Here is a 19,357-nt window from a genome sequence, read left to right on the forward strand (position 1 = left end):
GCGCCTTCCAGGCAGTTACTGCTGCACGACATTCGCAGCGGCAGGCTCGACCTTTTTCGGCTTCATCAGGCTGAAGTCGATCAGCGCGCGCTGCTCACGCTCGTACGGGTTGCCGATCATCAGCGGACGCGGCTTGAAGCTGTCGCTGACCAGGCTCTTGGTGCGGTCCAGTTCATCGAAACTCAAGCCGGCCATGTCTGCCCAAGTGTGGATCAAGTGCGAGCTGCTGTAAGGCCGCCCCAGGTCTGCGGCGAAGTTCCAGTTATGGTTCTCGCGCCATTTCGGCGAAGCCCAGGCCATGAACGGAATGGTGTACATCGGCGCCGTCGGTTTGTTCTCGTTACGGCCCAGGGTGTTGTGGCCGGCGGAGTCGAACACGTCTTCTCCGTGGTCGGAGAGGTACAGCAGGAAACCATTCGGATCGGACTTGGCGTAGTCCTTGATCAGGCTCGACACCACGAAATCGTTGTAGAGCACGGCGTTGTCATAGCTGTTGTAGGTCGGCACCTGGTCATCACGCACGCCGGCCGGCACGCCGGTACGGTCCTGGAACTTGTCGAAGGTCGGCGGATAACGGTACTGGTAGCTCATGTGAGTGCCGAGCAGATGCACGACGATCAGCTTGCGTTGAGCCGGATCAGTCAGCGCCTTGTTGAACGGCTCGATCACGTCACCGTCGTACTGCGCGGCGTTCTGATTACGGTTGTTGTTCAGGTACACCTGCTCGTCGGCCTGTTCGGAGAAGGTTGTGAGCATGGTGTTGCGCTTGGTCATGGTCTGCTGGTTGGTGATCCAGAACGTCTTGTAGCCGGCCTGTTTCATCATGCTGACCAGCGAAGGCGTCGACAGGTACAGATCAGGATTCTCTTCGTCGGCGAAGGTCAGGACCTGTTGCAATGCTTCAATGGTGTATGGGCGCGGAGTGATGACGTTGTCGAACACCGCGAGCTGATCCTTGAGCTTGTCCAGCTCCGGCGTGGTCTTGCGCGGATAGCCGTACAGGCTCATGCGCTGACGGTTGGTCGATTCGCCGATCACCAGCACCAGGGTCGAAGGTTTATCGGCGTCTGCAACCTTGAGGTTATGCAGCGGCGGGACCTTGCTGGTGCTGTGCAGCATCTCTTCCATGCCGGCCAGCGTATCGAGATAGCGGTGGTAAGCCACCGCCATCTGCCAAGGCACGGCTGGCTCGATGCGGTCTTCGAACTTCTCGAAACCGCCGGCGAAACTGCCGGTGCGCTGGGTTTGTTTGATCAACGGGTAGCCAACCACGGCAATCAGGATCGCCAACGCGGCAACGAAAGCGCGGCCACGGGGCATGTACACCGGGCGCAGGCGCGTCCAGAGGAAGTAGGCGAAAGCGGTATGGGCGAGGAACGCCGGGATCATCCACCACGCGAAGTACTGGGTCATGTACTCGCCCGCCTCAGACACGTTCGACTCGAACATGATGAAGATGACGCTTTGCGAAAATTCCTGCTGATAGATGAAGAAGTAACCCAGGCTGGCCATGGAGCAGGCCCACAGGACCACGCCGATCAACGCGGCGAGCAGTTTGGTGCGCTTGGGGAACGCCAGCATCGGGGCGAGCCAGAGCGCACTCATCACGAAGGCTTGACGGAAACCGCTGAAACCGGAGGTGCCGGTCAGCTGGATCAGCAGTTGGGTGATGCCCGAGAAATACCAGAAAAACGCGAACAGCCAGAGAACCCCGGCCCAGTCGAAACCTGTCGCAGTCGTTTTGCTGCGTTTGAACAATGCCATTCAGCACTCCAGCTCATCGTCACTAACCACCGTCGGAGCGCTACATCAAAACCGACGAACGGAAGCCGCGCGCAAACGCACGGCCAGAATGGGCCGGAGTATCACCAAGGCAATGTGAAAACTTCGTTAGTTGCTGAACAGGGGCAGGGGGGCATCATGTCGGGAACGACAGGCGCCGTTCCCGAAGCTGGCGGGGCAGGTCAGGCGTGCGGATTGCGTTGGACAACCGGCAGAGGTTTGGGCTGAGCGCCCTGGGTCAGCGAGCGCAGCTGCGCCAGCTCCTGCTTCAACTGGTCGCGCTCGTCTTTCAACTGGCGCAATTCATCACGACGGATCGTGACGTACAGGGTTTGTGGAGGCATTGCTGTATGTACTGTGCCCATTGCTCACCTCGCAAATGGCGTGTCTCAACTGCAAATCGTCCCCGCGTCGGGGCTACTGACTTGCTATCGGCGCCAATTTTGGTTTCTTTTGCGTGTGAAGGGAACTTTTTTATTTTTCATGGTCGGTGTGTCTTCGGCACGTTTCCCGACGTTATCAGTCTGGATCGGGCACAATGCCCGGAAACTTCCCACCCGACGCTCTGGACTAACCTCCATGGATCACGTTGGGCTATAACCTTTGACACACATTTATTTGCAGTAAGGAGCATCAGCACATGCAACTCGGGATTATTGGACTGGGCCGCATGGGCGGCAATATTGCGCGACGTCTGATGCTCAACGGTCACACCACCGTTGTTTACGACCGCAATACCGCTTTTGTCGACACCCTGGCCGCCGAGGGCGCTACGGGCGTTGCCGACCTGCCGGCCCTGGTGGCAGGCCTGGCCAAGCCACGCGCCGTGTGGGTCATGCTGCCGGCCGGCGCACCGACCGAAGACACCATCAACACCCTGAGCGACTTGCTGGAAGCCGGTGACACCATCATCGACGGCGGCAACACCAACTATAAGGATGACATCCGCCGGGCCAAGACGCTGTCCGAGAAAGGCCTGCACTACATCGACGTCGGCACCTCCGGCGGCGTCTGGGGCCTGGAGCGCGGCTATTGCATGATGATCGGTGGCGATGCCGAGACCGTCAGCCGTCTTGACCCGCTGTTCGCTGCGCTGGCACCGGGCATGGGCGAGATTCCGCGCACCAAGGACCGCAAGTCCGATGATCACCGTGCCGAGCACGGCTACATTCACGCCGGTCCTGCCGGTGCCGGGCACTTCGTGAAGATGATCCACAACGGCATCGAGTACGGCATGATGGCCGCGTTTGCCGAAGGCTTCGACATCCTCAAGACCAAATCCAGCGAGCGTCTGCCGGAAGACCAGCGTTTCGACCTGAATGTTGCCGACATTGCTGAAGTCTGGCGTCGTGGCAGCGTGGTTTCGTCCTGGCTGCTCGACCTGACCGCCGACGCACTGGCCAGCGACCCGAAACTCGACGGGTTCTCCGGTTCGGTGGCTGACAGCGGCGAAGGCCAATGGACCATCGAGGCGGCCATGGAACAGGCAGTGCCGGTGCCGGTGCTGTCGAACTCGTTGTTCTCGCGCTACCGCTCCCGCGGTCAGGGCACCTTTGGCGACAAGATCCTTTCGGCCCAGCGCTTCGGCTTCGGCGGCCATGTGGAGACACCGAAAAAATGACCCATACGATCCGCAGGAAATCCAAGGCAGAACCCGCTCCACCGACCACGCTGTTTCTGTTCGGTGCCCACGGTGACCTGGTCAAGCGCTTGCTGATGCCGGCGCTGTACAACCTGAGTCGTGACGGCCTGCTGAATGATGGCCTGCGGATCGTCGGCGTTGACCACAACGCCATTAGCGATGAAGCCTTTGCGCAAAAACTCGAAGACTTCATCCGTACCGAAGTGGCGGCGAAAGTCGGCAAGGGCGATCAGAAGCTTGATCCGGCCTTGTGGGCCAAGCTCGCCAAAGGTATCAGCTACGTCCAGGGCGACTTTCTGGACGACAGCACCTATTCAGCGCTGGCGGCGAAAATAGCCGACAGCGGCACTGGCAATGCGGTGTTCTACCTGGCCACCGCGCCACGTTTCTTCAGTGAAGTGGTGCGCCGTCTCGGCGCCGCCAAACTGCTGGAGGAAACCCCCGAGGCGTTCAGAAGGGTGGTAATCGAGAAGCCGTTCGGCTCCGATCTGCAAACCGCCGAAGCCTTGAACGCCTGCCTGCTCAAGGTCATGTCCGAGAAACAGATCTATCGGATCGACCATTACCTGGGCAAGGAAACCGTGCAGAACATTCTGGTCAGCCGGTTCTCCAACAGCCTGTTCGAGGCCTTCTGGAACAACCATTACATCGACCACGTGCAGATCACCGCTGCGGAAACCGTCGGTGTTGAAACCCGTGGCAGTTTTTACGAACACACCGGCGCGTTGCGGGACATGGTGCCCAATCACCTGTTCCAGTTGCTGGCGATGGTCGCCATGGAACCACCGGCCGCGTTCGGCGCTGACGCCGTGCGTGGCGAGAAGGCCAAAGTGGTCGGCGCGATCCGCCCATGGACGGTCGAGGAGGCGCGAGCCAATTCGGTACGCGGCCAATACAGCGCCGGTGAAGTCGATGGCAAAGCGTTGAACGGTTACCGTCAGGAGCCGAACGTTTCGCCTGACAGCAGCACCGAAACCTACGTCGCGCTGAAAGTCATGATCGACAATTGGCGCTGGGTCGGTGTGCCGTTCTATTTGCGCACCGGCAAGCGCATGAGCGTACGCGACACCGAGATCGTCATCTGCTTCAAACCGGCGCCGTACGCGCAGTTCCGTGACACCGAGGTCGACGAGCTGCAGCCAACCTATCTGCGTATCCAGATCCAGCCCAATGAGGGCATGTGGTTCGACCTGCTGGCCAAACGGCCGGGGCCGGCGTTGAACATGGCCAACATCGAGCTGGGGTTCGCGTACAAGGACTTCTTCGAGATGCAGCCGTCAACCGGTTACGAAACGCTGATCTATGACTGCCTGACCGGCGATCAGACGCTGTTCCAGCGTGCCGACAACATCGAGAATGGCTGGCGTGCGGTGCAACCGTTCCTCGACGCCTGGCAGCAGGATTCCAGCGTGCAGAGCTACGCTGCCGGTGAAGATGGCCCACAAGCCGCCAATGATCTGCTGACTCGCGATGGCCGCGTCTGGCATGGTCTGGGATGAGTAACTCGATCCGTTTTTTACTGAGTGACATGGACGGCACACTGTTGCTGCCCGATCACAGCCTGAGCCAGCGCACCCTCGACGCGGTTCGCTCGTTGCGCGAGGCTGGCGTGTTCTTCAGTCTTGCGACCGGGCGCCCGCCCAAAGCCATGTTGCGGCAAATCGAAGCCTTGGGTATCGACGTGCCGACAGCGGCATTCAACGGCGGCACCATCGTCAAGCCTGACGGCACGCTGCTGGCTGCGCACTATCTGCCGGTACCGGTGGCGCTGACGGCTTTGGCGACGTTCATCGATCAGCCAGGTGTGGAAATCTGGGTGTTCAGTGGCGGTGACTGGCTGCTCAAGGACCCCAACGGGCCAATGGTGCCGCGCGAACAGCACGGTCTTGGCTATCCGCCGGTGGTGGTGGAGAGTTTCGAGCCATATTTGCAAAGGATCGACAAGATCGTCGCCACCAGTAACAACACGGATCTGCTGATTGAACTGGAAGCCCGTTTGTTGACCAAGGTTGAGGGGCAGGCGCAGGTTTCACGTTCGCAACCGGTGTATCTGGACGTCACGGCGCTGGAGGCAAACAAGGGCACCGCGCTGTCGACGATTGCCGAGTACCTGAACGTGCCGCTGGAGCACACCGCCGCAATTGGCGATGGCGGTAATGACCCGGCGATGTTCCATCGTGCCGGGTTCTCGATCGCCATGGGGCAGGCGGAAGAAGCGGTGCGACGGCAGGCCGATGCAGTGACCGCGCCTAACACCGACGATGGCGTGGCGCAGGCGATCGAGAAGTACATCCTCGGTCGCTGATTCACCCGGAAACAAACTGTGGGAGCGGGCTTGCTCGCGAATGCGGTGTGTCAGTCAACACATCAAGTGCCTGATACTCCGTCTTCGCGAGCAAGCCCGCTCCCACAGTTTTAATCGCGTGTTGTCAGAGCCAGTAACTCACCGCATACCACCCCAGCAACCCCATCACCACGGTGTACGGCAACGCCATCCACACCATCCGCCCGTACGACAGACGCACCAGCGGCGCAATCGCCGAGGTCAGCAGGAACAGGAACGCCGCCTGACCATTCGGCGTCGCCACGCTCGGCAGGTTGGTGCCGGTGTTGATCGCGATCGCCAGTGTCTCGAAATGCTCGCGGCTCATGTGCCCGGACAGGAACGCCTGTTTCACTTCGGTGATGTAGATGGTGGCGACGAACACGTTGTCGCTGATCGCCGAGAGCAGGCCGTTGGCAATGAACAGCATGCCCGGTTGTTGCTCCGCCGGCAGGGCCAGCACCCACTGGATCAACGGGGCAAACAGTTGTTGATCGTGAATCACTGCTACCACGGCAAAGAACACCACCAGCAATGCAGTGAACGGCATGGCGTCTTTGAAGGCGCTGCCCAGGCGATGCTCGTCGGTGATGCCAGTGAACGCGGTGATCAAGACGATTACCATCAGACCGATCAGGCCGACTTCGGCGACATGAAACGCCAGGCAACCTATCAGGATCAACGCAGCAGTGCCTTGCACCAGCAGGGCGGCACGCTGGCGCGGTGTGCGTTCGGCGTTGTCTTCGGCGGCGTAATTGGCGAGCACGGCACGCACGTTGTCCGGCAGCAGGGTGCCGTAGCCAAACCAGCACAATTTTTCCAGCAGCATGCAGGTCAGCAGGCCCGCCACCAGTACCGGCAGCGACACCGGCGCGACCTTCTGGAAGAACTCTGCGAAGTGCCAGCCCATCTCATGGCCGATCAGCAGGTTCTGCGGCTCGCCCACCAACGTACAGACCCCGCCGAGTGCGGTGCCCACCGCGCCGTGCATCAGCAGGCTGCGCAGGAATGCGCGAAACTGTTCGAGATCGTCATGGTGCAGGGCTGGCAGGTGCCGGTCGTCGCTGAATTCGCTGTCCTGGCGCGGATCGTTGCCCGAGGCTACGCGGTGGTAAACCGAATAGAAACCGACCGCCGCGCTGATGATCACCGCCGTCACGGTCAGCGCATCAAGAAAAGCCGACAGAAACGCCGAAAGAAAGCAGAACATCAGCGCCAGCAGCGTCTTGGAGCGCACGCCGAGCAGCAGGCGCGAGAACAGAAACAGCAGCAGGTCTTTCATGAAGTAGATGCCTGCGACCATGAACATCAGCAGCAGGATCACCGGAAAGTTGTGCACCAACTCATCGTACAGCGCCTGCGGCGTGGTCATCTTCAGCAGCAGGGCTTCGATCAGCAACAACCCGCCGGGCATCAACGGATAGCACTTGAGGGCCATGGCCAGGGTGAAAATGAACTCGATCACCAGCAGCCAGCCGGCGGCGACCGGGCCGACAGTGAACAGCACCACGGCGTTGAGGATCAGGAACCCGACGATGCACGCCTTGTACCAGCGGGGCGAATGCCCGAGGAAATTGTGCGCGAACGCCTGGGCCAGTGAACCGGACATCGGTTGCTCCTTGTATTAAGAAGCGCGCAAGTTGCCGCAAGTGTCTGGCAAGTTCAAGTCCACGGGAGTTATTGATTCAGATAGCGCGCGACCATGGCGCGGTAGTTGCCGTCCAGTGAATAGCCGCCAACCAGGATGCGTCCGTCTACCTGCACGGCGAGTGAATTGGCGGTGTCCAGGCTGTGTCCCAGACGCGTGCGTAGCCAGCCGCCGTTGCCAAACTGCGCGTCGAGTCGTCCGTCGAGCAGATAGCGCGCCACGATGAAATCCGCCTCGATCCCGCCAATCGTTGCACCCACCGCGATGATGCGGCCATCAGCCATGCATTGGGCTGCGCTCCACTGGCAGCCGCTGGGACCGATTTCCAGCAGATGCGGGTGGCCTGAGTTGTTGCGCAATTCCGGACGACCATTGCCGTGCAGGCTCAGCGCCAGGCAGCGGATCGGATCACGACTGCTGCCAAAGCAGTGCAGATGCTCCTGCGACTCGATGACCTGGCTGACCATCGCGCTTTGGCCGTGGGCCTTGAAGGCGAGGAAACCATCCACCGCGAAACGTTCATCAAGGCGCCCGTCAGGCAAATAGCGCGCGACCAGCCCCTCTTGGGGAAAGTCAATTGAGCCAGCGACGAGGATCCGCCCATCCTCCTGCAATACAAGGCTGCTGAGCCAGGTGTTAAGCAGCAGATGGCGGATCATCACGAAGCCGCGGCCATTGAAGCTTGTATCGAGCTCGCCGTCTGGCATCAGGCGGATCAGCATGCCGGCATGGTCGGCAAGTTCGAAGTGGTGATTGGCGATCAGCAGAATGTGCCCGTCGTCTTGCACGGCGATGTCGCAGGCTTCGGCGCCTGGCACGCCGGGCGGTAGCCAGGTATCGCGGGAACCGATGGACAGGTCTCCGGGCAGGCGCACTACTTTGCAGCCATTTTCGCCAAAACCCGGGTCGGGAATTCCGTCGGCGCTGAACAAGGCAAGGGCGGGCAGGGTGCGATGGGTGTTTTGATAATGCAGCCCGGCCAGCAGGATTCGCCCGTCGGGCAGCACCTGGACCTTGCCACCCGTGGCTTCAAAACCGCGTTCAAATTCACCGATCACACTGCCTTGCTGTCCAAACGCGAGGTCGGCCGAACCGTCAGCGAGTATTCGCGCCAGACCAAAACGGCTGCCTTGGGCAGTGCCGATCTTGGCGGCGACCAACACGCGTCCCTGTCGGTCCAGCGCAACACCCTGGGTCATGCTGGAAACACTGCCGGCGAAATAGACTTGGGCAACGCCAGTGTTGGCAAATTGTTTATCCAGTTGTCCGCAGGTATTGAGTAGTGCCGGGCGCGCAAAGGCGTTCTCGGAGGACATGCATGCTTCTCCTTGCAAGTTGACCAGGCCCGAATCGGGCGGGTAACTGCATGAGCGGAACATTCAATCCCTGAATACACGCAAGTTCAACTGACAGAACTAACAGGTGGAGGGTCGCACTGTGCCATAACAGTGTCTTTTTGAACCAAATGAAAGCCTGCCAAGCAGTGGCGCCTGACGCTTGAAGGAAAGTTGTACAAAAGTACTGGAGATAAACAGCAGTTTGTAACTAACGAAACACAAAGCGGATGACCTGAATGTCATCCGCATGGCCCTCTGATCAGTGCGGCATCGACCACGACTGCAGCAGGTAACCTTCTTTGCTCAATTCAGCACGGGCCTGTTGCAACAGCAATTCCAGCTGCGCCGGGTCGGAGTAGGCGCTGCTTGGGATCTGCTGGCGGCCGATATGCGAGTTGGTGCGATCGATGACGGTCAGGTTCAGTTCACCGTTGCCGTCTTGTGGGGCCCAGGCCACGCACTGGAAGGGTTTGAACGCGTGGTTGGCAATCAAAAGAGCTTCGTTGATACGGAGCGGGGCGGTCATGGGGTCTTCTCTCTGTCGTGCCCAATCAAATGATCTGCCGTCGGTTGGGCTTACCGTTCGGCTGGTTACTTGTACTGATGCACGCAACCCCGTGGCAGGTCACACACGACACAAAGAAATTTCAACTTTGTTGCTGAGGCCGGACATTTCGAGCGTTTTTGAAAGCTTGCTGAAAGATAGCAACTCGGTAGCTAACTAATAAACTCGCTTCTTATAACTCGTTAGCTTGTATACCTATAAGCAATCGATACAAGGCCCTGTCAATTTCTTGCTAATGTTACAGTCGGGTCTGCCAAATGACTGTTTTTACAATAATTTCCTTAAATTTGGCGCCAAGGAACAGTCATGATCGAAGCGCCAGCGTTACGACGTTTATTGGTAGTCGACCCCTGTGACGACTGCCATCGCCTGTTACCCGGATTGCGCGCGGTGGGCTGGGATGTTGACAGTTGTACCCTGGAAAATGCCGCCGATCGGACATGTGATGTCGGGCTGCTGAGACTGCAACCTTTTCACCTCGAACGCCCCGAAGCGGTCAAGGAACTGATCAGTCGCAGTGGCACCGAGTGGATCGCGGTGTTGAATCAGGAAGTCCTGCGATTACAGAACGTCGGTGACTTCGTCTGCGAATGGTTTTTCGATTTCCATACCTTGCCGTTCGATGTCTCACGCGTACAGGTGACCCTGGGCCGCGCATTCGGCATGGCGCGTTTGCGCGGGCAAGGCACGATTCACGTCGACCAGCCTGAACACGAGTTGCTCGGCGACAGCAAGCCGATCCGTGAGCTGCGCAAGTTACTGAGCAAACTGGCGCCGACCGAATCCCCGGTATTGATCCGGGGCGAAAGCGGCACCGGTAAAGAACTGGTCGCACGCACGCTGCACCGCCAGTCCCAACGCCACAGCAAGCCGTTTGTGGCGATCAATTGCGGGGCGATTCCCGAACATTTGATTCAGTCCGAACTGTTTGGCCACGAGAAAGGTGCCTTTACCGGTGCGCATCAGCGCAAGGTCGGGCGCATCGAGGCCGCCAATGGTGGCACGTTGTTTCTCGATGAAATCGGCGATCTGCCACTTGAATTGCAGGCCAACCTGTTGCGTTTTCTCCAGGAAAAACACATCGAGCGCGTCGGCGGCAGTCAGCCGATCCCGGTCGATGTTCGTGTGCTGGCGGCCACCCACGTCGACCTGGAAGCGGCCATCGAGAAAAAGCGTTTTCGCGAAGACCTCTATTACCGCCTCAATGTGCTGCAAGTGGTGACCGCGCCATTGCGCGAACGCCACGGTGATCTGTCGATGCTGGCCAACCATTTTTCCCACTTCTACAGCCACGAGACCGGGCGCCGTCCGCGCAGCTTCAGTGAGGATGCGTTGATCGCCATGGGCAAACACGATTGGCCAGGCAACGTGCGGGAACTGGCCAACCGCGTGCGACGTGGTCTGGTGCTGGCGGAAGGAAGGCAGATCGAAGCCCGGGATCTGGGATTACTCAGTCAGCACTCGATTTCGGCGCCGATGGGAACGCTGGAAGACTACAAGACTCGCGCCGAACGCCAGGCGCTGTGCGATGTGTTGAACCGGCACAGCGACAACCTCAGTGTCGCGGCGAAGGTGCTGGGCGTGTCGCGGCCAACGTTTTATCGTCTGCTGCACAAACACCAGATCCGCTAGAGACCAAAGATCAAAAAGATCGCAGCCTGTGCAGCTCCTGGATGTGGAATCCGTGGAGCTGCCGCAGGCTGCGATCTTTTGCTTTTGCTTTAGAAGTAGTACGGGAATTTCAGGCTGAAGGTGAAGTCCGGCGCATCCGGAGTCATCCCCAGTGACAGGTTGGGCACGATCGTCAGGTTAGGCGTGGCGGCGATGGTCATGCCGATGTTGAAGTAACCGGCGTTGGCATCACTGGAAATCACCGACTGCCAGTCCTGGCCATCAGGCTTGAGGGCGCTGCGGCGCTGAACGAGGTCAGACATCGAGAACGACATACTCATCTTCTCGTTCAGGGCAAATGCTACGCCCATGCCGACCTGGAAGCTGTCGCCGATCCTGACCTTGCCCGGGGTTTTCTGATTGACCGTCGAGCTGATATCGCCGAACGACTCCTCCAGGTTGTGGGTGTAGGAGAGGGTGCCGAACAGCACTGCCGGGTCGAAGGTCTTGACCAGCGAGATACCCGGCGTAACCGACCAGACGCCGTTACCGGTCGGCAGGCTTTCAGGTACATAGAGGTTGGTGTTGCTTTGCGACTGGATCAGCTTGATGCCAAACGGATCCTTGCCGGTTGGAGCCTTGACGCGCAAGGTGAATACCGCGTCCGGCAGGTTGGCCGATTCGTCGAGGAACTTGTAGGCAATCCCGGCGTTGATGTCGCCAATCGTCGGATCCTGATCAACGTCGCCCTGGGTTGTGACGTTCGCACCGCCGTTGTTGCCACCACCGGACTGGTAAGTCGAGGCGCGATAGACCACGGGCACGTTCAGGTCGAACTGCCAGCGGTTGTTGTAGTTGTAGCGGCCGGTGAGATCCAGTGTGTAGGTGTCAGCCTTGATCCGGTCCAGGTTGATGTTGCCCAGAAAGATCGAGTCCAGTGCGAGGAAGCCGTTGAGTGTCAGTTGGCGAGTGTCGTAGTGGGAATACGTCAGACCGGTCTCGAAACTGAACTTGCCGCCGCCGAAGAAGCCGCTGGCCTCGTCATACAGGTTGGTCACACTTTGCGCCGGTTGCGAATCGTCTGCCAGCGACTGTCCGTAGGACGCACCACTTCCTCCCGCCGCGCCCCCCGACGCTGCTGCTGCACCCGTACCGGTCGCAGCGACCGATTGATTGTTCTTTCTCAGCTCTGCAGGGGATTTGACCAGACGCTTGGGCTGCGGGGTCGCAGGCTGGTCTTCAACCTGCCGAACCCGCTGCTCAAGTACCGCCAATGCCTTTTGCTGCGTCTCGTATCGCTGTTTAAGCTCAAGGAGCTCCTGCTTGAGTGTTTCAACATCCGGATCCGTCGCAGCCTGTAACGCTGCGGCCGGAAAAAGTGTGCTCAAACATACGACTGCGCGCAGTGATGCCGATCGATACATGAAAAAGCCGTCCCTTTAAGCCCAATGATCGAAAATCAGCGTAGTTCAATATCCTGAATTGCGTAGTCCCTTGAGTTGATTAAGATTCTGCGCGGCGCTCGCGGCCGGATTCAGGTTGTTGTTGATCACGACATTGAGCAGGGTCTGGTTGTTGACCAGATTGCTGTTACCCAGCAGGGTGGTGTTTTGCAGCAAGCCGGCCTGAGCCACTTGTTGCAGTGCCGAACCCTGGTTGTTGCTGGCCTGGATGGCCATCTGCACGCCGCCGCTGATGGCCGATACGGCGACGCTGCCGGCGGCGTTGCTGGCGCCGATGGTCTGGCCACTCATCAGGGCCTGACCGGAGGCCGGAGCCATGGTCGGTGCGGTAGTCGATTGCGTTACGTTGATCGCAACGTTGTTGTTGGCACTGTTGCTGTCGCCAGCGGCGCGTACGCTTTGCGTCACGCCTTGCGTATTGCTCAGTCCTGCGCCGCCAATCACGTTGCCGGTGCCTTGGGTATTGTTCGTGGAACCGTTGCCGAGCTGGCTGATGGTGGAGACATAGAATTGGGGTTTTACGGTGGAGGCCTGAATCTGCATCGAGCTGGTTGCCCCTATCAGGTCGCCACTGGCGTTGCGCCAGGTACTGCTCATGACGACGCCGAAGCTGATGATGCGCCCCGGCATGACAAAACGACCGCGTAGCTGGCTGAGTTCCTGGTCGTTGACTTCTATCGGTTTGAATACTTCATTGGCAAAGCTTGACGTACTTGCCGCCAGGCAAGCGGCCGCCAGCCAGTATGAGGCTTTCATCTGCTGCTCCCGGAGCATCCTGCCCCTCTTATCATTATTGGACGCTAAAAGAAGTCGCTCTGAATGAAACCGAATTCCATCAGTTCGGCGTCTCTGACAGGGGCGAACTCATCGAGTTTGTTCTTTGCTGTCAGTGGTGCCGGAGGGTCGCGTAATACGTTGGCTTTGTCGTAACCGGGGCCTACGATGGCAAATACGATGCCGTTCCAGCCGTTGACGAAGTCAGCGTGGCTGTAGCGTTTGTGGCCCAGTACGGGATCGCCGATGTACACCCAGTCCTTGTCTGCCCGCTGCAATACGACGAAGTGTTTGTAGCCGCGGATGTCCATCAGGACTACGACCGGTATCGAAACTGCATCAAGCTTTTCAGGCGGAATCTTGTAGCCCCTGGCGCGCATGCCGATGCTTTCTATGTAGCGTTTCATGTCCAGCATGGAGAAACCCTGTGTACGCACAAGATCCTGGTCTGCGTTGACCAGCATGCCTTTTATGATGTGATCCTCATCGACGTCGAGCCAATAAGCCTGGCGCAACACGGTTGCCAGTGCGGCGGCGCCGCAACTGAAATCGGTTTTTTGCTCGACAATGTCGCTGAACTTTCGCTCACGAATACTTTGTACCTGCTTGTAGACCAGGATGCCGCCAGGAAGGGCGGCTACGGGCATCTGTGCAGCTTGCGTGGCGCCGCACAGGCACAGCAGGACGGTGAGGGCAGTCATACGCATGATCGATACGCCTTGTCGGAGTGTGGAAAAGCCCCGTTGCCGGGGCTTTTGCAGACGGTCGCGATTAATGGCCGGCCGACGAGATGGAAGTTGCGTTGACCTGCATGTTGCCAACGCCTGCCGCACTGTTGAAGCCGACGTTGCCGGACGAGCCGTTCGCTACGTTGGCAACATTGGAGGTGTTGTACACCGGTGCAGCCCAGCCGGTTGGAACCAGCACTTGTTGGGTGGTGGTGCCGGCCAGTGCCAGTTCGCCTACTGCTACGAAGCCAGAAGTGCTGCTGCCACCTTTGCCGCCTTTGTCGCCCCAGCCGCCGTGGCCACCATGATCGTCGCCTTCGGTTTTTGCCACGCCGGCTGCCACGAAGCCACCGGTTGCGCTGAAGGTGCCTTTGAGGGTGTCTTTGGAGTAGGTCTGCACGCCTTGGTTTTCAACAACCAGGTTGGTGGAGGACTGGCTAGCTGCAGAGGCAGCCTGGGCTACACGGCCACCCGACGAAGCGATTGCCAGGTCGTTTTTCTGTTGGTTGAAGTTGCCGGCAGCGGAGTTGGCGTTGATGTTACCCGAGCTGCTGTTGGCGACATTGTTGAGGGTCGACGAGTTGACGGTCGACTGGTTGTTTACATAGTTATTGTTGTTGTATTGGGTGGCACTGGCGGCGGCGGTCGAGGTGCCGAAGATGAAGCTTTCGTCAGACGAAGCGATCGCTGCCAGGTTGGCTTGCTGGTTGCCATCACCGGCCGCCGAGTTACCGTTGATGTTGCCGCTGGAACTGTTCATCGCATTGGACATCGACGAATTGTTCTGGGTGCCTTCGTTGTTCACAACGTTGGTGTCGCTGTTTTGGGTATCCACCGAAACGGCGCTGGCGCCTGCACCGATCTGCAGCAGTTGTTCCAGAGTCGGGCCTTTTGGTGGAGGAGGGTTGTGGCCGTGACCGCCTTCATTGCCGCCGCCTGCTTGTGCTGCCATTGCCATCACTGCTGCCAGAGCGAAAACCAGTGGTTTGAGGGCCATTGTAGATTTCATTTTGTTTCCCCTTGCTCATGTGTTGGTTAAGTGTTGGTACTTTCTTGCACTGCAATTGGGTCAGTTAGCGACCCGGATGCTCAGGGTGTTTGAAACCTGATTCCCCACCCCGGCACTCTGGTTCACCTGAATCACTCCCCGGCTGCCGGTGAAGGCCTGGTCGCTGGTAATGACCTGGCGGCTGCCTTTCGAAGTGTCAGTTGCTCCTGAGCTGATTGACGGCGTCACGTTCTGTTGGGAAAGCACGCTGTCGTCGATACTTTGCGGCCCGGTACTGGTGCTGATCCGCACCACGTTGGCCATCTGGTTGCCGGCGCCGGCCGACTGGTTCACGCCCAGTACGCCACTGCCGTTACTGAAAGAGTTGCCGCCAATGGTGGCTGTCGCGTTCATCCGCGGATCGCTGGCCGTGTTGATGTTCTGGTTGATGGTGGTAGTCGCCGAGGCGCTGGGGCCGTTGGCAATGGCCCGGACGTTGGCCTGTTGCGACTGGTCGCCAGCCGCCTGGTTGACGCCGAAGTTGCCGTTGTATTGGGCACCGGAATCCTGGATGTTGGCGCTGTTCTGCACCGGCACACTGGAGTCGGCCATGGCGCTGGTACTGGCCAGCAGGGCAAGGAAGATCAGGGAGCGGTTCATTTCATGGCTCCGCCGAGAGCGCCCAGTGGGGCCAGGCCATTACTGACGGCGCGGTTCACGGTGTTGGAAATGGATGAGCCCATGCCTCCGCCGTTGCCGCTGCCACCGCCCGCACCCGGCATACCGTTGTTGATGCCATTGAGTGTGTTGACGGCGGAGCCGCCGAACGCGTTGTTCACCGAGTTGGCAATTGAAGAACCGCTGGCGATGCCGGCGAATTCGTTATCGCTCAGTTCGGCATGCGCAGTGGCTGCATTGACGGTCACTGACGGGTTGGCGTTGACTGTGGTCGGGTAGGGGTCTTTGCCGCCATTGCGGCCAATCGGTATGGGTTGAACTTCCCGATTGAGAACGATCACGCCGTTGCCATCGGCGTGGGCGGTGAAACTGATCAGAGAGCTGGCTGCAGATCCGATCAGCAAGAGGCAGGTCAAGCCTTTATTGATATTCCCCACGGCGGCAATTCCTTCTTCAGTGGGCTGGCTCTTGTCAGCGTTGTGAAGGAGAGAGCGAAAGCTGTGCCGCTTTTGAGTTGTCCTTGACTTTCAATGGGTTAGTGCCGAGCCGTGCAGCGCTGTTACATAATCTGTCTCAGCGCTGAAACAGTCGTGCAGGCGCGTGCGGGGTCAGGGGCGGTGCAAAGCTCTGGAACAAGGGTTTGCGCTGAGGTGTTTCACAGCAGTAACAGATGTCCTGACAGAACGATGAAGGCCATTGAAATGGCTGCTTTGCGCGGGGATGGGTGTTTCAGGAATGGACACTTGAGCCCCGAAAGGAGCCCTTTGACGGTCAAGCAGCCAACAAACGCCTCACTGCATCGAAGGCCTGAGACCGACGTTCATCCCAGTTGCCCTGAATGATTTGCAGCGGTTGCCGGTGTTGTTCCAGCCAGTCGCGGGTGGCCTGAAAGAACGCCATGCGTTCACTGAGTTGCGGCTGGCAGCGTTGGCCGTCGTTGGTCCAGTCGATCTGCTCCGGCGACAACAGCAGGTGCAGGTCGTAATGCCGCGCCAGCAGCTCGGACTCGAGCCAGTGCGGGCAGTCGCCGAACAGCGTCTGGCTCCAGAGGATGTTGCTCAGCAGGTGGGTGTCGAGAATCAGCAGTTCCGGTTGCTGCGCCCGTGCCTGATCCTCCCATTGCAACTGCCCTCGGGCGATGTCGGGGATGTCATTCAGGCAGGTGTCGCGCGGATTCTGCTCGATGAACCAGCGCACGTATTCATCCACCCGCAGGCCACCAAAGTGTTCCTGCAGGCCTGCCGCCAGCCAACTCTTGCCCGTGGATTCCGGGCCGGTCAGTACAACGACTTTCATCGCTGCAACGCCGGATCGGCGCGCCACTCACGCCAACCTTGCACGGCAATCAAGGTGAACAGGGCATAGAGCGCCGCAGTGAGGTAAAGGCCCTTGTAAAGAAACAGACCGACGAAAATCACGTCCAGCAGGAACCACAGCGCCCAGCATTGCAAGCGTTTCTGCGCCATCCAGAGTTGTGCGACCAGGCTGAACGCCGTCAGCGCGGCGTCGAGCCACGGCTGCGCCGCGTCGGTCCAGTGTGCCATGGCTGCGCCGAGCAGCAGGCTGCCGAGCGCTCCGACACTCAGGCCGAGCAGGATCGAGCGCCGGTCCAGACGGGTGACATCGCGTCCGTCATGCATCGTCCCGGCGCGTGTCCATTGCCACCAGCCGTAGACTTGCAGCGCGGCGTAGATCACTTGCAGCAACATGTCCGAGTACAGCTTCACGTCATAGAAGATCCAGCTGTACAGCAGCACCATGACCAGGCCGATCGGCCAGCACCACGGATTCTGTTTGACCGTCAGCCAGACGGCGATCACACCGAGGGCGGCGGCAAACAGTTCAAGCCCGGACATGGGGGTTCCTTGGGGGAGTGCAAGAAGGGGCGCAATTGTACCCAAAAACCTGTGGGAGCGAGCCTGCTCGCGAAAGCGGTATGTCAGCAACGCAGATGTTGACTGACATTACGCCTTCGCGAGCAGGCTCGCTCCCACAAGGGTGAGGGGTCAGACGCGGAATTGCCGCAGAAGCTGGTTCAGCTGCTCGCTCAATTGCCCAAGCTTCACGCTTGCCGCGCTCGACTGCTCCGCCGCCAGCGCTGTGCTGTGGGACAGCCCGGCTGCCTGCGTGACGTTCTGATTGATGTCTTCGACCACATGCGCCTGTTGCAGTGTGGCGCTGGCAATCGAGGCGTTCAGGCCATTGAGATTGCGCAACGCCTGGCCGATGGCGTTGAGGCTGGCGCCGGCGAGGCCGGCCTGTTCGATGGTCAGTTGCGAGGCCTTGCTGCTGTCGCCAATGACCTTCACCGCCGCTTCGGAATGATTCTGCAGGCGTTCGATCATGGTCTGGATTTCCGCCGTCGATTTTTGCGTGCGCTGCGCCAACAACCGAACTTCATCGGCCACCACCGCGAAGCCACGGCCCTGTTCGCCGGCGCGGGCCGCTTCGATGGCGGCATTGAGTGCCAGCAGGTTGGTCTGCTCGGCAATCGATCGGATCACCTCCAGCACACTGCCAATCTGCGTGCTTTCCGCTGCCAGGGTGCGAATCACCTCGACCGCCTGATCAATGGTCCCCGACAGTTTATCGATCTGTTGCAGACTGCCGTCGATGTTGATCTGGCCCTGTTGTGCCTGGGCTTCGGCATCGCGCATTTCAGCGGCCGCATGTTCGGCATTCTTCGCTACGTCCTGTACGCCGTAGGTGACTTCGTTGATCGCCGTCGCCACCAGTTCCATCTGCTGCGATTGCTGCTGGCTGCGTTGCTGGGCCTGGGTGGCATCGTTGCCCAGTTCACTTGAGGACTGGCCCAGCGCACTGGCCGAGATCTGCAAATCGCCTATCACCCGGCGCAACTTGGCGGTAAAGGCGTTGAAGTGATGAGCCAGTTGCGTGACTTCGTCCTGGCCGTGGGTGTCGAGACTGCGAGTCAGGTCGCTTTCACCGCTGGCGATGTTGGCCATGGCGTTCACGGTTTCCTGCAGCGGACGCACGATGCTGCGGGCAATCAAAATCACCAGCAGGGCCATGATCACGGCGATCACCAGACCGATCACCGAAGCCTTGATCACCTGACCCTGGAACTCGCTCTGCACATCGTCGATGTAAACGCCGGAGCCGAGCACCCAGCCCCATGGCTCGAACAGCTTGACGTAAGAGGTTTTCGCCACCGGCTCGCTGGCGCCGGGCTTGGGCCAACGGTAATCGACCATGCCGGCGCCCTTGCTTTTGGCGATTGCGACCATTTCGTTGAACACCGCGAAACCGTCCGGATCACGGATCGCCGAGAGGTTCTGGCCTTCGAGCTTGGGGTTGGTCGGGTGCATGACCATCACAGGCGTGAGGTCGTTGATCCAGAAGTAATCGCTCTGGTCGTAGCGCAGACCGCGAATGGCGGTCAGCGCCTGCTTCTGTGCGGCGTCGCGGGTGAGGGTACCGGCAGTTTCGAGGTCGTGGTAGTAGGTCAGCAGGCCGCTGGCGGTCTGCACCACATGCTGGGTTTTCTGCGCCTTGGCGTGATACAGGTCGTCGTGGATCTGCTTGAGCATCAGCACGCCCAAGGTCAACAACATGACCACGGCCACAATCAAAATGAGCCACAAGCGTCGGCTGATCGACACACTGCGCAAGCTGTTCATAACGCTGTCACTCCGATTTCTTTTTCTTGTAATAAATCAACGCCAGCATCCAACCACGTTTGGGTGATCGGGCATACGCGACCCAAGTCGAATAACGCCGCAGCACTATCAAGGCTTGTCTGTTAGGATTTCGGCCCCGCGCGTAAAAACCTGAATCCAAGTTGATATTTCACGGAA

Annotated in this window: 18 protein-coding genes; 4 read left to right on the top strand and 14 right to left on the bottom strand. The window is 59.3% G+C overall.

Going from position 1 to position 19,357, the window contains the following annotated elements; genetic code table 11:
- Positions 1 to 15: 15 nt before the first annotated feature.
- Together JFU48_RS20800 and JFU48_RS20805 are read right to left on the bottom strand one after the other, a co-directional pair.
- Positions 16 to 1,764 carry a phosphoethanolamine transferase CptA gene (locus tag JFU48_RS20800; RefSeq protein ID WP_201137493.1) on the bottom strand — a complete coding sequence of 583 codons (1,749 nt, stop codon included), beginning with the start codon at positions 1,762 to 1,764 and terminating at the stop codon, positions 16 to 18.
- A gap of 200 nt (positions 1,765 to 1,964) precedes the next feature.
- On the bottom strand, positions 1,965 to 2,147 hold the full coding sequence (locus JFU48_RS20805; protein ID WP_003225385.1) for a DUF6026 family protein: 183 nt from the start codon (positions 2,145 to 2,147) through the stop codon (positions 1,965 to 1,967).
- Between the two features lie 251 nt (positions 2,148 to 2,398).
- Here JFU48_RS20805 and gnd point away from each other — a divergent pair, with 251 nt between their 5' ends.
- From gnd to JFU48_RS20820, 3 genes are read left to right on the top strand one after another with little or no spacing between them, the layout of a single operon-like run.
- Positions 2,399 to 3,403 carry a phosphogluconate dehydrogenase (NAD(+)-dependent, decarboxylating) gene (gene gnd, locus JFU48_RS20810; RefSeq protein WP_315975069.1) on the top strand — a complete coding sequence of 335 codons (1,005 nt, stop codon included), beginning with the start codon at positions 2,399 to 2,401 and terminating at the stop codon, positions 3,401 to 3,403.
- Complete coding sequence (gene zwf, locus JFU48_RS20815) at positions 3,400 to 4,923, top strand: glucose-6-phosphate dehydrogenase (RefSeq protein WP_201137495.1); 1,524 nt, start codon at positions 3,400 to 3,402, stop codon at positions 4,921 to 4,923. The genes gnd and zwf overlap by 4 nt, the downstream gene beginning before the upstream one ends.
- Positions 4,920 to 5,729, top strand: a complete 810-nt coding sequence (locus tag JFU48_RS20820) for an HAD family hydrolase (protein ID WP_201137496.1) — start codon at positions 4,920 to 4,922, stop codon at positions 5,727 to 5,729. Before zwf ends, JFU48_RS20820 begins: the two co-directional genes overlap by 4 nt.
- 124 nt (positions 5,730 to 5,853) lie before the next feature.
- Here the strand turns inward: JFU48_RS20820 and nhaB are convergent, their stop codons facing one another.
- From nhaB to JFU48_RS20835, 3 genes are all read right to left on the bottom strand, one after another.
- On the bottom strand, positions 5,854 to 7,356 hold the full coding sequence (gene nhaB, locus JFU48_RS20825; protein WP_201137497.1) for a sodium/proton antiporter NhaB: 1,503 nt from the start codon (positions 7,354 to 7,356) through the stop codon (positions 5,854 to 5,856).
- A 68-nt stretch (positions 7,357 to 7,424) separates the two neighbouring features.
- A complete protein-coding gene (locus JFU48_RS20830) occupies positions 7,425 to 8,711 on the bottom strand; it encodes a hypothetical protein (protein ID WP_201137498.1) in 1,287 nt (428 codons plus the stop codon).
- Positions 8,712 to 8,991: 280 nt separating this feature from the next.
- Positions 8,992 to 9,258, bottom strand: a complete 267-nt coding sequence (locus JFU48_RS20835) for a hypothetical protein (protein WP_003225374.1) — start codon at positions 9,256 to 9,258, stop codon at positions 8,992 to 8,994.
- 345 nt (positions 9,259 to 9,603) lie between these two features.
- Between JFU48_RS20835 and JFU48_RS20840 the strand changes: the two genes are divergently transcribed.
- Positions 9,604 to 10,929, top strand: a complete 1,326-nt coding sequence (locus tag JFU48_RS20840) for a sigma-54 dependent transcriptional regulator (protein ID WP_003225372.1) — start codon at positions 9,604 to 9,606, stop codon at positions 10,927 to 10,929.
- An 89-nt stretch (positions 10,930 to 11,018) separates the two neighbouring features.
- On the opposite strand, the gene JFU48_RS20845 is transcribed toward JFU48_RS20840, so the two are convergent.
- The 9 genes from JFU48_RS20845 to JFU48_RS20885 all read right to left on the bottom strand — a co-directional run bounded on the left by JFU48_RS20845 (position 11,019) and on the right by JFU48_RS20885 (position 19,180).
- Positions 11,019 to 12,332 carry a hypothetical protein gene (locus JFU48_RS20845; RefSeq protein ID WP_201137499.1) on the bottom strand — a complete coding sequence of 438 codons (1,314 nt, stop codon included), beginning with the start codon at positions 12,330 to 12,332 and terminating at the stop codon, positions 11,019 to 11,021.
- Between the two features lie 45 nt (positions 12,333 to 12,377).
- Positions 12,378 to 13,127, bottom strand: coding sequence for a hypothetical protein (locus tag JFU48_RS20850; protein WP_045122475.1), 750 nt, complete (start codon positions 13,125 to 13,127; stop codon positions 12,378 to 12,380).
- A gap of 44 nt (positions 13,128 to 13,171) precedes the next feature.
- Complete coding sequence (locus JFU48_RS20855) at positions 13,172 to 13,852, bottom strand: C39 family peptidase (RefSeq protein ID WP_003225366.1); 681 nt, start codon at positions 13,850 to 13,852, stop codon at positions 13,172 to 13,174.
- Positions 13,853 to 13,916: 64 nt separating this feature from the next.
- Positions 13,917 to 14,882 (bottom strand): hypothetical protein, encoded by a 966-nt coding sequence (locus JFU48_RS20860; protein WP_003225365.1) that lies wholly within the window; start codon positions 14,880 to 14,882, stop codon positions 13,917 to 13,919.
- A 60-nt stretch (positions 14,883 to 14,942) separates the two neighbouring features.
- Positions 14,943 to 15,521, bottom strand: coding sequence for a hypothetical protein (locus JFU48_RS20865; RefSeq protein WP_003225363.1), 579 nt, complete (start codon positions 15,519 to 15,521; stop codon positions 14,943 to 14,945).
- Entirely contained in the window at positions 15,518 to 15,976 is a 459-nt protein-coding gene (locus JFU48_RS20870) for a hypothetical protein (protein ID WP_003225361.1), read from the bottom strand. Before JFU48_RS20870 ends, JFU48_RS20865 begins: the two co-directional genes overlap by 4 nt.
- 334 nt (positions 15,977 to 16,310) lie before the next feature.
- Positions 16,311 to 16,835, bottom strand: coding sequence for an AAA family ATPase (locus JFU48_RS20875; RefSeq protein WP_201137500.1), 525 nt, complete (start codon positions 16,833 to 16,835; stop codon positions 16,311 to 16,313).
- Complete coding sequence (pnuC, locus tag JFU48_RS20880; RefSeq protein ID WP_201137501.1) at positions 16,832 to 17,395, bottom strand: nicotinamide riboside transporter PnuC; 564 nt, start codon at positions 17,393 to 17,395, stop codon at positions 16,832 to 16,834. The genes JFU48_RS20875 and pnuC overlap by 4 nt, the downstream gene beginning before the upstream one ends.
- Positions 17,396 to 17,545: 150 nt before the next feature.
- Positions 17,546 to 19,180 (bottom strand): methyl-accepting chemotaxis protein, encoded by a 1,635-nt coding sequence (locus JFU48_RS20885; RefSeq protein ID WP_201137502.1) that lies wholly within the window; start codon positions 19,178 to 19,180, stop codon positions 17,546 to 17,548.
- Between the last annotated feature and the right edge of the window lie 177 nt (positions 19,181 to 19,357).

The organism is Pseudomonas sp. TH49 (assembly GCF_016650625.1).
In the GTDB taxonomy this organism is placed as follows: Bacteria; Pseudomonadota; Gammaproteobacteria; order Pseudomonadales; family Pseudomonadaceae; genus Aquipseudomonas; species Aquipseudomonas fluorescens_H.

Coding starts and splice junctions, on each gene's coding strand:
- JFU48_RS20800 (WP_201137493.1), bottom strand. CDS start 1,764: ATGGCATTGTTCAAACGCAGCAAAACGACTGCGACAGGTTTCGACTGG.
- JFU48_RS20805 (WP_003225385.1), bottom strand. CDS start 2,147: ATGGGCACAGTACATACAGCAATGCCTCCACAAACCCTGTACGTCACG.
- zwf (WP_201137495.1), top strand. CDS start 3,400: ATGACCCATACGATCCGCAGGAAATCCAAGGCAGAACCCGCTCCACCG.
- JFU48_RS20820 (WP_201137496.1), top strand. CDS start 4,920: ATGAGTAACTCGATCCGTTTTTTACTGAGTGACATGGACGGCACACTG.
- nhaB (WP_201137497.1), bottom strand. CDS start 7,356: ATGTCCGGTTCACTGGCCCAGGCGTTCGCGCACAATTTCCTCGGGCAT.
- JFU48_RS20830 (WP_201137498.1), bottom strand. CDS start 8,711: ATGTCCTCCGAGAACGCCTTTGCGCGCCCGGCACTACTCAATACCTGC.
- JFU48_RS20835 (WP_003225374.1), bottom strand. CDS start 9,258: ATGACCGCCCCGCTCCGTATCAACGAAGCTCTTTTGATTGCCAACCAC.
- JFU48_RS20840 (WP_003225372.1), top strand. CDS start 9,604: ATGATCGAAGCGCCAGCGTTACGACGTTTATTGGTAGTCGACCCCTGT.
- JFU48_RS20845 (WP_201137499.1), bottom strand. CDS start 12,332: ATGTATCGATCGGCATCACTGCGCGCAGTCGTATGTTTGAGCACACTT.
- JFU48_RS20850 (WP_045122475.1), bottom strand. CDS start 13,127: ATGAAAGCCTCATACTGGCTGGCGGCCGCTTGCCTGGCGGCAAGTACG.
- JFU48_RS20855 (WP_003225366.1), bottom strand. CDS start 13,852: ATGCGTATGACTGCCCTCACCGTCCTGCTGTGCCTGTGCGGCGCCACG.
- JFU48_RS20860 (WP_003225365.1), bottom strand. CDS start 14,882: ATGAAATCTACAATGGCCCTCAAACCACTGGTTTTCGCTCTGGCAGCA.
- JFU48_RS20865 (WP_003225363.1), bottom strand. CDS start 15,521: ATGAACCGCTCCCTGATCTTCCTTGCCCTGCTGGCCAGTACCAGCGCC.
- JFU48_RS20875 (WP_201137500.1), bottom strand. CDS start 16,835: ATGAAAGTCGTTGTACTGACCGGCCCGGAATCCACGGGCAAGAGTTGG.
- pnuC (WP_201137501.1), bottom strand. CDS start 17,395: ATGTCCGGGCTTGAACTGTTTGCCGCCGCCCTCGGTGTGATCGCCGTC.
- JFU48_RS20885 (WP_201137502.1), bottom strand. CDS start 19,180: ATGAACAGCTTGCGCAGTGTGTCGATCAGCCGACGCTTGTGGCTCATT.